The sequence below is a fragment of the Bacillus sp. ME78 genome (assembly GCF_903970865.1).
GTDB lineage: Bacteria > Bacillota > Bacilli > Bacillales > Bacillaceae_G > Bacillus_A > Bacillus_A cereus.
The window spans coordinates 250,425-259,696 of record NZ_CAJCKK010000004.1; the positions used below are offsets into that span (position 1 = coordinate 250,425).

Sequence of the window (9,272 nt, forward strand, 5' to 3'; positions counted from 1 at the left end):
CAAGTTTATTCCACAAGGTATTGATTTTGTGGATAACTTTCTTAAATTCATTGCTATAGCCACTTTTTTTTGATATTATAGTTGTGTTTTCACTTTGAATAAGTTTTCCACACCTTTATCTTATCCACAATTTGTGTATAACATGTGGACAGTTTTAATCACATGTGGGTAAATAGTTGTCCACATTTGCTTTTTTTGTCGAAAACCCTATCTCATATACAAACGACGTTTTTAGGTTTTAAAATACGTTTCGTATAAATATACATTTTATATTTATTAGGTTGTACATTTGTTGCGCAACCTTATTCTTTTACCATCTTAGTAAAGGAGGGACACCTTTGGAAAATATCTCTGATTTATGGAATAGTGCCTTAAAAGAATTAGAAAAAAAGGTAAGCAAGCCTAGTTATGAAACATGGTTAAAATCAACAACGGCTCATAACTTGAAGAAAGACGTATTAACGATTACAGCTCCAAATGAATTTGCTCGTGACTGGCTAGAATCTCATTACTCAGAACTAATTTCGGAAACACTATACGATTTAACAGGGGCAAAATTAGCAATTCGCTTTATTATTCCCCAAAGTCAATCGGAAGAGGACATTGATCTTCCTCCAGTTAAGCGGAATCCAGCACAAGATGATTCAGCTCATTTACCACAGAGCATGTTAAATCCAAAATATACATTTGATACATTTGTTATCGGCTCTGGTAACCGTTTTGCCCATGCAGCTTCATTAGCTGTAGCCGAGGCGCCAGCTAAAGCGTATAATCCACTCTTTATTTACGGGGGAGTTGGGCTTGGAAAGACGCATTTAATGCACGCAATTGGTCATTATGTAATTGAACATAATCCAAATGCAAAAGTTGTATATTTATCATCAGAAAAATTCACGAATGAATTTATTAACTCTATTCGTGATAATAAAGCTGTTGATTTTCGTAATAAATATCGCAACGTAGATGTTTTATTGATAGATGATATTCAATTTCTTGCTGGAAAAGAACAAACTCAAGAAGAGTTTTTCCATACATTTAATGCATTACACGAAGAAAGTAAACAAATTGTAATTTCTAGTGATCGACCACCAAAAGAAATTCCAACTTTAGAAGATCGTCTTCGTTCTCGCTTTGAATGGGGACTTATTACAGATATTACGCCGCCAGATTTAGAGACACGAATTGCAATTTTACGCAAAAAGGCAAAAGCTGAAGGGCTTGATATACCAAATGAAGTTATGCTTTATATCGCAAATCAAATTGATTCAAATATTCGTGAATTAGAAGGTGCACTTATCCGAGTTGTAGCTTATTCATCTTTAATTAATAAAGATATTAATGCTGATTTAGCAGCTGAAGCACTTAAAGATATTATTCCAAATTCTAAGCCGAAAATTATCTCTATTTATGATATTCAAAAAGCTGTCGGAGACGTTTATCAAGTAAAATTAGAAGATTTCAAAGCGAAAAAACGCACAAAATCAGTTGCGTTTCCTCGCCAAATTGCAATGTATTTATCACGCGAACTTACGGATTCCTCTTTACCAAAAATAGGTGAAGAATTTGGTGGACGTGATCATACAACAGTTATCCATGCCCATGAAAAAATTTCTAAACTACTAAAAACCGATACGCAATTACAAAAGCAAGTTGAAGAAATTAATGGTATTTTAAAGTAGTAGCTGAATAGTGTGAATAACTTATCTTGTTTTACGCACAGTCTATCCACATGTAGATAGACTGTTTTTACATCCTTCAAAGGGGTTATCCACATATCCACAAGCCCTATTACTATTACTACTATTTTTTTATCTTTATTAATTAAATAAAATCTTATACTTACCGGAGGTTTTTCTTTATGCGTTTTACAATACAAAAAGACTATCTTGTAAGAGGTGTACAAGATGTAATGAAGGCAGTTTCTTCTCGTACAACAATCCCTATCCTTACGGGAATTAAAGTTGTAGCTACTGAAGAAGGGGTTACATTAACAGGAAGCGATGCTGATATTTCTATTGAATCGTTTATTCCAGTCGAAGAAAATGGAAAAGAAATCGTAGAAATAGCTCAATCAGGAAGCATTGTTTTACAAGCAAAATATTTTAGTGAGATTGTAAAAAAACTACCTAAAGATACTGTCGAAATTTCTGTGGAAAATCATTTTATGACAAAAATAAAATCTGGAAAATCAGAATTTAACTTAAATGGTTTAGATTCTGCAGAATATCCGTTATTACCACAGATTGAAGAACATCATGTATTTAAGATACCAACAGATTTACTTAAGCATATGATCAGACAAACTGTATTTGCAGTTTCTACTTCTGAAACAAGACCAATCTTGACAGGTGTAAACTGGAAGGTATATAACAGCGAGTTAACTTGTATTGCAACAGATAGTCATAGACTAGCACTTCGAAAAGCGAAAATCGAAGGACATAATATTGCAGATGAATTTCAAGCTAATGTTGTTATCCCAGGTAAGAGCTTAAATGAATTAAGTAAGATTCTAGATGAGTCTGAAGAAATGGTGGATATCGTTATTACGGAGTATCAAGTATTATTCCGTACAAAACATTTATTATTCTTCTCAAGATTGTTAGAAGGAAATTATCCAGATACAACACGTTTAATTCCAGCAGAGAGTAAAACGGATATTTTTGTGAATACAAAAGAATTCCTACAAGCAATTGATCGTGCTTCACTATTAGCGAGAGATGGCCGCAATAACGTTGTCAAATTATCAACTTTAGAGCAAGAAATGCTAGAGATTTCTTCGAATTCACCAGAAATCGGAAAAGTTGTCGAAGAAGTACAATGTGAAAAAGTAGATGGAGAAGAGTTAAAAATATCTTTTAGTGCAAAATATATGATGGACGCATTGAAAGCCTTGGATAGTACAGAGATTAAAGTTAGTTTTACTGGGGCGATGAGACCGTTCTTAATTCGTACAGTAAATGATGATTCAATTATTCAATTAATTTTACCAGTTCGTACTTACTAGGTAAGGAATAAGGGTTGCTAGTTTAAAGATGCTAGTGGCCCTTATTTGATTTTTGGGTATTACTTTCCTAATGTTAGTTTATTTAGTACAATGAAAGAATGAACACTTTCAGAAAGTGAGCGATTTTATGAAACATATTAAAATTTCAACAGAGTATATTACACTAGGACAATTTTTAAAGTTAGCTGATGTAATTGATACAGGTGGCGCTGTAAAATGGTTTTTACAAGAATATGAAGTGTACGTGAACAACGAACTTGAAAATAGAAGAGGTCGCAAACTATATGCGAATGATGTTATTGAAATTCCAGGAAGCGGAACTTTCCAAGTTCAGGCATAAAGGGGGAGCCCTTTGTTTATTTCAGAAATACAATTAAAAAACTATCGCAATTATGAAAAATTAGAGCTTTCCTTTGAAGATAAGGTAAATGTAATTATCGGCGAAAATGCACAAGGGAAAACAAACTTGATGGAAGCTATTTATGTTTTAGCGATGGCGAAATCTCATAGAACCTCTAATGATCGCGAACTTATCCGCTGGGATGAAGAGTTTGGTCAAATAAAAGGGAAATTACAAAAAAGAAACAGTTCTTTGTCTTTGGAATTAAATATTTCGAAAAAAGGTAAAAAGGCAAAATTAAATCAACTTGAACAACAAAAGTTAAGTCAATATATTGGCGTGATGAACGTTGTCATGTTTGCCCCAGAAGATTTAAATCTTGTAAAAGGAAGCCCTCAAGTAAGAAGACGCTTTTTAGATATGGAATTAGGACAAATAGCTCCTGTATATTTGTATGAATTAAGTCAATATCAAAAGGTGCTCACGCAACGAAATCACTTGTTGAAAAAAATGCAAGGGAATAGTAAGAATGAGGAAACGATGTTGGATGTATTTACCCTTCAACTAATTGAGCATGGTGCAAAAATACTGCAAAAACGTTTTGAATTTTTGCATTTGCTACAGGAATGGGCAGCTCCAATTCATCGCGGTATAAGCCGTGGATTAGAAGAGTTAGAAATTGTCTATAAACCAAGTGTAGATGTATCAGAATCAATGGATTTGTCGAAAATAAAAGAAGTATACTATGAAAGTTTTCAATCTGTGAAACAACGTGAAATTTTCCGTGGTACGACTTTAATTGGTCCTCATCGTGATGATTTACAATTCTTCGTTAATAGTAAAAATGTTCAAGTCTTTGGTTCGCAAGGACAACAACGAACGACCGCACTATCCCTAAAATTAGCTGAAATTGAATTAATTTATTCAGAGGTTAAAGAATATCCAATCCTTTTACTGGATGATGTTTTATCAGAATTAGACGATTATCGTCAATCACATCTGTTAAATACAATTCAAGGAAAGGTGCAAACATTTGTTACAACGACGAGTGTCGACGGAATTGAACACGAAACATTAAAAGATGCGAAAACAATTCATGTAACGAACGGCACGGTAGATTGTGAAATAGATAGGGCATAAACCCCTGTTCAAATGGAAAAGTAGGTGATCTTTGTGTCAATGGAACAAAAACAAATGCAAGAAAATGCATATGATGAAAGTCAGATACAGGTACTTGAAGGACTAGAGGCAGTTCGGAAACGTCCGGGTATGTATATTGGATCTACGAGTGGGAAGGGACTTCACCACCTTGTATGGGAGATTGTCGATAATAGTATCGATGAAGCGTTAGCAGGATATTGCGATGAAATTAACGTTAGTATCGAAGAAGATAATAGTATTCTTGTAACGGATAATGGACGTGGTATTCCAGTTGGTATACAAGAAAAAATGGGACGTCCTGCAGTAGAGGTTATTATGACTGTCCTCCACGCTGGTGGTAAATTTGGCGGTGGCGGTTATAAAGTTTCTGGTGGTTTGCACGGTGTTGGTGCATCTGTTGTAAATGCCTTATCAACAGAATTAGAAGTATTTGTACATCGTGATGGCAAAATCCATTACCAAAAATACGAAACAGGTATTCCGGTTGCAGATTTAAAAGTCATCGGTGATACAGATAAGACTGGAACAATAACTCGCTTTAAACCGGATCCAGAAATTTTTAAAGAGACGACAGAATATGAATTCGATACGCTCGCGACTCGTATGCGTGAGTTGGCGTTTTTAAATCGTAATATTAAATTAACAATTGAAGATAAACGTGAACATAAGCAAAAGAAAGAGTTCCACTATGAAGGTGGAATTAAATCATATGTTGAACATTTAAATCGTTCAAAACAACCAATTCATGAAGAGCCTGTATATGTAGAAGGTTCAAAAGATGGTATTCAAGTTGAAGTTGCGCTTCAATATAACGAAGGATATACAAATCATATTTACTCATTTACAAATAATATTCATACGTATGAAGGTGGTACACATGAGGTAGGATTTAAAACTGCCTTAACACGTGTGATTAACGATTATGGTCGTAAAAATAACATTTTAAAAGATGCGGATAGTAATTTGACTGGTGAAGATGTTCGTGAAGGTTTAACAGCAATCGTGTCAATTAAACATCCAAATCCACAATTTGAAGGGCAAACGAAGACGAAACTTGGAAATAGTGAAGCGAGAACGATTACGGAGTCAGTATTCTCTGAGGCTTTTGAAAAATTCTTACTGGAAAATCCCAATGTTGCACGTAAGGTTGTAGATAAAGGGACGATGGCAGCACGTGCGCGTGTAGCAGCTAAAAAGGCTCGTGAGCTAACTCGCCGAAAGAGTGCTTTAGAAGTTTCAAGTTTACCAGGGAAATTGGCAGATTGTTCTTCTAAAGATCCAGCAATTAGTGAAATTTATATCGTAGAGGGTGACTCTGCGGGTGGATCTGCAAAACAAGGACGCGATCGTCATTTTCAAGCAATTTTACCGCTGAAGGGTAAAATTATTAATGTTGAAAAGGCACGCTTAGATAAGATTTTATCAAATGATGAAGTTCGTACAATTATTACGGCGATTGGTACAAATATTGGTGGGGACTTCGATATCGAAAAAGCACGCTATCATAAAGTTATTATTATGACCGATGCTGATGTTGATGGTGCGCATATTCGTACCCTATTATTAACGTTCTTCTATCGTTATATGCGTCAAATAATTGAGTGTGGATATATATATATCGCACAGCCACCTTTGTTTAAAGTGCAACAAGGTAAAAAAATTCAATATGCTTATAATGATAAAGAACTTGAAAAAATATTAGCTGAGTTACCAGCCCAGCCGAAACCAGGAATTCAACGTTATAAAGGTCTTGGAGAGATGAATCCAACTCAGTTATGGGAGACGACAATGGATCCAGAAGTACGTTCGTTACTTCAAGTTTCCCTTCAAGATGCAATAGAAGCAGATGAAACATTTGAAATTTTAATGGGTGATAAAGTGGAACCGCGTCGTAACTTTATCCAAGAGAATGCAAAATACGTGAAAAACCTTGATATTTAAATGAGTAATGACAGGAATCTAAGTATTCCTGTCTTCTACATATAAATCAATGTATGTGTAACGGAAATGTAAGAGGAGGTGCTCGTTGATGTCAGACAATCAACAACAAGCACGAATTCGAGAAATTAATATTAGTCATGAAATGCGTACCTCATTTTTAGATTACGCAATGAGTGTTATCGTATCTCGTGCATTACCAGATGTTCGTGATGGATTAAAACCTGTGCATCGTAGGGTTTTATATGCGATGAATGATTTAGGAATTACAGCTGATAAAGCGTATAAGAAATCAGCACGTATTGTCGGTGAAGTAATCGGTAAGTATCACCCTCATGGAGATTCAGCCGTTTATGAAACAATGGTACGTATGGCGCAAGATTTCAGTCAACGTTATATGCTTGTAGATGGGCATGGTAACTTCGGTTCTGTAGATGGAGATTCAGCAGCGGCAATGCGTTATACAGAGGCAAGAATGTCTAAGATTTCTATGGAATTAATACGTGATATTTCAAAAAATACAATTGATTACCAAGATAACTACGATGGTTCGGAAAGAGAGCCGATTGTATTACCAGCGCGTTTCCCTAATTTATTAGTAAACGGTACGACAGGTATTGCAGTTGGTATGGCAACAAATATTCCGCCGCATCAACTTGGCGAAGTAATTGATGGTGTGTTGGCATTAAGCCATAATCCAGATATCACTATCGCGGAATTAATGGAATATATTCCTGGTCCAGACTTCCCGACATCAGGTTTAATCTTAGGGCGAAGTGGCATCCGTAGAGCTTATGAAACAGGACGAGGTTCTATTATGCTTCGTGCCAAAGTTGAAATTGAAGAGAAATCAAATGGTAAACAATCTATTATCGTAACGGAACTACCTTATCAAGTTAATAAGGCACGATTAATTGAAAAAATCGCAGAATTAGTTCGCGATAAGAAAATTGAAGGTATTACAGATTTACGTGATGAATCAGACCGAAATGGTATGCGTATTGTCATGGAAGTACGTCGTGACGCTAATGCAAACGTACTATTAAACAATCTATATAAACATACAGCACTTCAAACAAGTTTCGGTATTAATATGTTGTCTCTTGTAAATGGAGAGCCTCAAGTACTAAACTTAAAACAAAACTTATATCATTATTTGGAGCACCAGAAGGTAGTAATCCGTAGACGTACTGCTTATGAATTAGAAAAAGCAGAGGCACGTGCCCATATTTTAGAAGGATTACGAATTGCTTTAGATCATCTTGATGAAGTTATTACGTTAATTCGTAGTTCAAAAACGGCTGATATTGCAAAGCAAGGCTTAATGGAACGTTTCGGTTTAAGTGAGAAACAAGCGCAAGCGATTTTAGATATGCGTCTGCAACGCTTAACTGGATTAGAACGTGAAAAAATCGAGCAAGAATATCAAGACTTAATGAAATTAATTGCTGAATTAAAAGCGATTTTAGCAGATGAAGAGAAAGTTCTTGAGATTATTCGTGAAGAATTAACAGAAGTAAAAGAGCGTTTCAATGATAAGAGACGAACAGAAATTACAATTGGCGGTATGGAATTTATTGAAGATGAAGATTTAATTCCTGAGCAAAACATTGCGATTACGTTAACTCATAACGGTTATATTAAGAGGTTACCAGCTTCTACGTACAAAACACAGAACCGTGGGGGACGTGGTGTACAAGGAATGGGTACGAATGATGATGACTTTGTTGAACACTTATTAACAACGTCTACTCATGATCATATTTTATTCTTTACAAACAAGGGTAAAGTATACCGTACGAAAGGATATGAAATCCCAGAGTATAGTCGTACTGCAAAAGGGCTACCAATTATTAACCTATTAGGGGTAGATAAGGGTGAGTGGATCAATGCCATTATTCCAATTCGTGAATTTGGTGACGACCAGTTCTTATTCTTTACAACGAAACAAGGTATTTCTAAGAGAACGCCACTTTCATCATTTGCAAATATACGTACAAACGGTTTAATTGCAATTTCGCTTCGTGAAGAAGATGAAGTGATTTCTGTACGTTTAACATCTGGCGATAAAGATATTATCGTAGGGACAAGCAACGGTATGTTAATTCGCTTCAATGAACAAGATGTACGTTCTATGGGCCGTAATGCAGCTGGTGTAAAAGCTATTACATTAGGCGAAGAGGACCAAGTAGTAGGTATGGAAATTGTTGAAGAAGATACGAATGTTTTAATTGTAACGAAAAACGGGTATGGTAAGCGTACTCCAGTTGAAGAGTATCGACTACAAAGTCGTGGTGGTAAAGGTCTTAAGACTTGTAACATTACAGATAAAAACGGTAAGTTAGTAGCGGTTAAGTCTGTAACAGGTGAAGAAGACATCATGCTAATTACAGCCGCAGGCGTTATTATTCGTATGCCAGTTGATCAAATCTCTCAAATGGGACGTAATACACAAGGTGTTCGTCTAATTCGTTTAGAGGATGAGCAAGAGGTAGCGACAGTAGCAAAAGCACAGAAAGATGAAGAAGAAGAATCTAATGAAGAGGTTTCTTCTGAAGAATAAGAGGGGGGATTTTCCCCCTCTTATTTTTTTATAATAATACTTGCATAGTAATAGAAAAGTCTATATAATAGGCAAAGTCAGCAAATGAGAGATACAAATTATTTTGAAAAACTTGTTGACGAAAATAATATACTATGATATATTATAAAAGTCGCTGAAACGCGATATTGAACTTTGAAAACTAAACGAAACAAACAACGTGAAACGTCAATTTTTATTTTTAGATGCTAGACAAACTAACTTTATTGGAGAGTTTGATCCTGGCT

The 9,272-nt window shown here is 35.3% G+C and carries 6 protein-coding genes; all 6 read left to right on the forward strand.

Annotated elements, in window-relative coordinates; translation table 11 throughout:
• The first annotated feature begins 338 nt into the window (after positions 1 to 338).
• Positions 339 to 1,679: a chromosomal replication initiator protein DnaA gene (gene dnaA / locus H6481_RS08280; RefSeq protein WP_000428028.1), complete on the forward strand. Its 1,341-nt coding sequence runs from the start codon at positions 339 to 341 to the stop codon at positions 1,677 to 1,679.
• Between the two features lie 179 nt (positions 1,680 to 1,858).
• Positions 1,859 to 3,004, forward strand: coding sequence for a DNA polymerase III subunit beta (gene dnaN, locus H6481_RS08285; RefSeq protein WP_001212886.1), 1,146 nt, complete (start codon positions 1,859 to 1,861; stop codon positions 3,002 to 3,004).
• A 127-nt stretch (positions 3,005 to 3,131) separates the two neighbouring features.
• The gene (gene yaaA, locus H6481_RS08290) at positions 3,132 to 3,344 is read left to right on the forward strand and encodes a S4 domain-containing protein YaaA (RefSeq protein ID WP_000680510.1); all 213 of its coding nucleotides are present in this window, start codon (positions 3,132 to 3,134) and stop codon (positions 3,342 to 3,344) included.
• Positions 3,345 to 3,356: 12 nt separating this feature from the next.
• Positions 3,357 to 4,484 carry a DNA replication/repair protein RecF gene (gene recF / locus H6481_RS08295; RefSeq protein ID WP_000470755.1) on the forward strand — a complete coding sequence of 376 codons (1,128 nt, stop codon included), beginning with the start codon at positions 3,357 to 3,359 and terminating at the stop codon, positions 4,482 to 4,484.
• A 39-nt stretch (positions 4,485 to 4,523) separates the two neighbouring features.
• Positions 4,524 to 6,446, forward strand: a complete 1,923-nt coding sequence (gene gyrB / locus H6481_RS08300) for a DNA topoisomerase (ATP-hydrolyzing) subunit B (protein WP_182811428.1) — start codon at positions 4,524 to 4,526, stop codon at positions 6,444 to 6,446.
• An 88-nt stretch (positions 6,447 to 6,534) separates the two neighbouring features.
• Positions 6,535 to 9,006, forward strand: a complete 2,472-nt coding sequence (gyrA, locus tag H6481_RS08305; RefSeq protein WP_001282866.1) for a DNA gyrase subunit A — start codon at positions 6,535 to 6,537, stop codon at positions 9,004 to 9,006.
• Positions 9,007 to 9,272 lie beyond the last annotated feature (266 nt).

Excerpts from the sequence above, each read along its gene's own strand:
- gyrB (WP_182811428.1), top strand. The coding sequence starts at position 4,524 with ATGGAACAAAAACAAATGCAAGAAAATGCATATGATGAAAGTCAGATA.
- gyrA (WP_001282866.1), top strand. The coding sequence starts at position 6,535 with ATGTCAGACAATCAACAACAAGCACGAATTCGAGAAATTAATATTAGT.
- dnaN (WP_001212886.1), top strand. The coding sequence starts at position 1,859 with ATGCGTTTTACAATACAAAAAGACTATCTTGTAAGAGGTGTACAAGAT.
- yaaA (WP_000680510.1), top strand. The coding sequence starts at position 3,132 with ATGAAACATATTAAAATTTCAACAGAGTATATTACACTAGGACAATTT.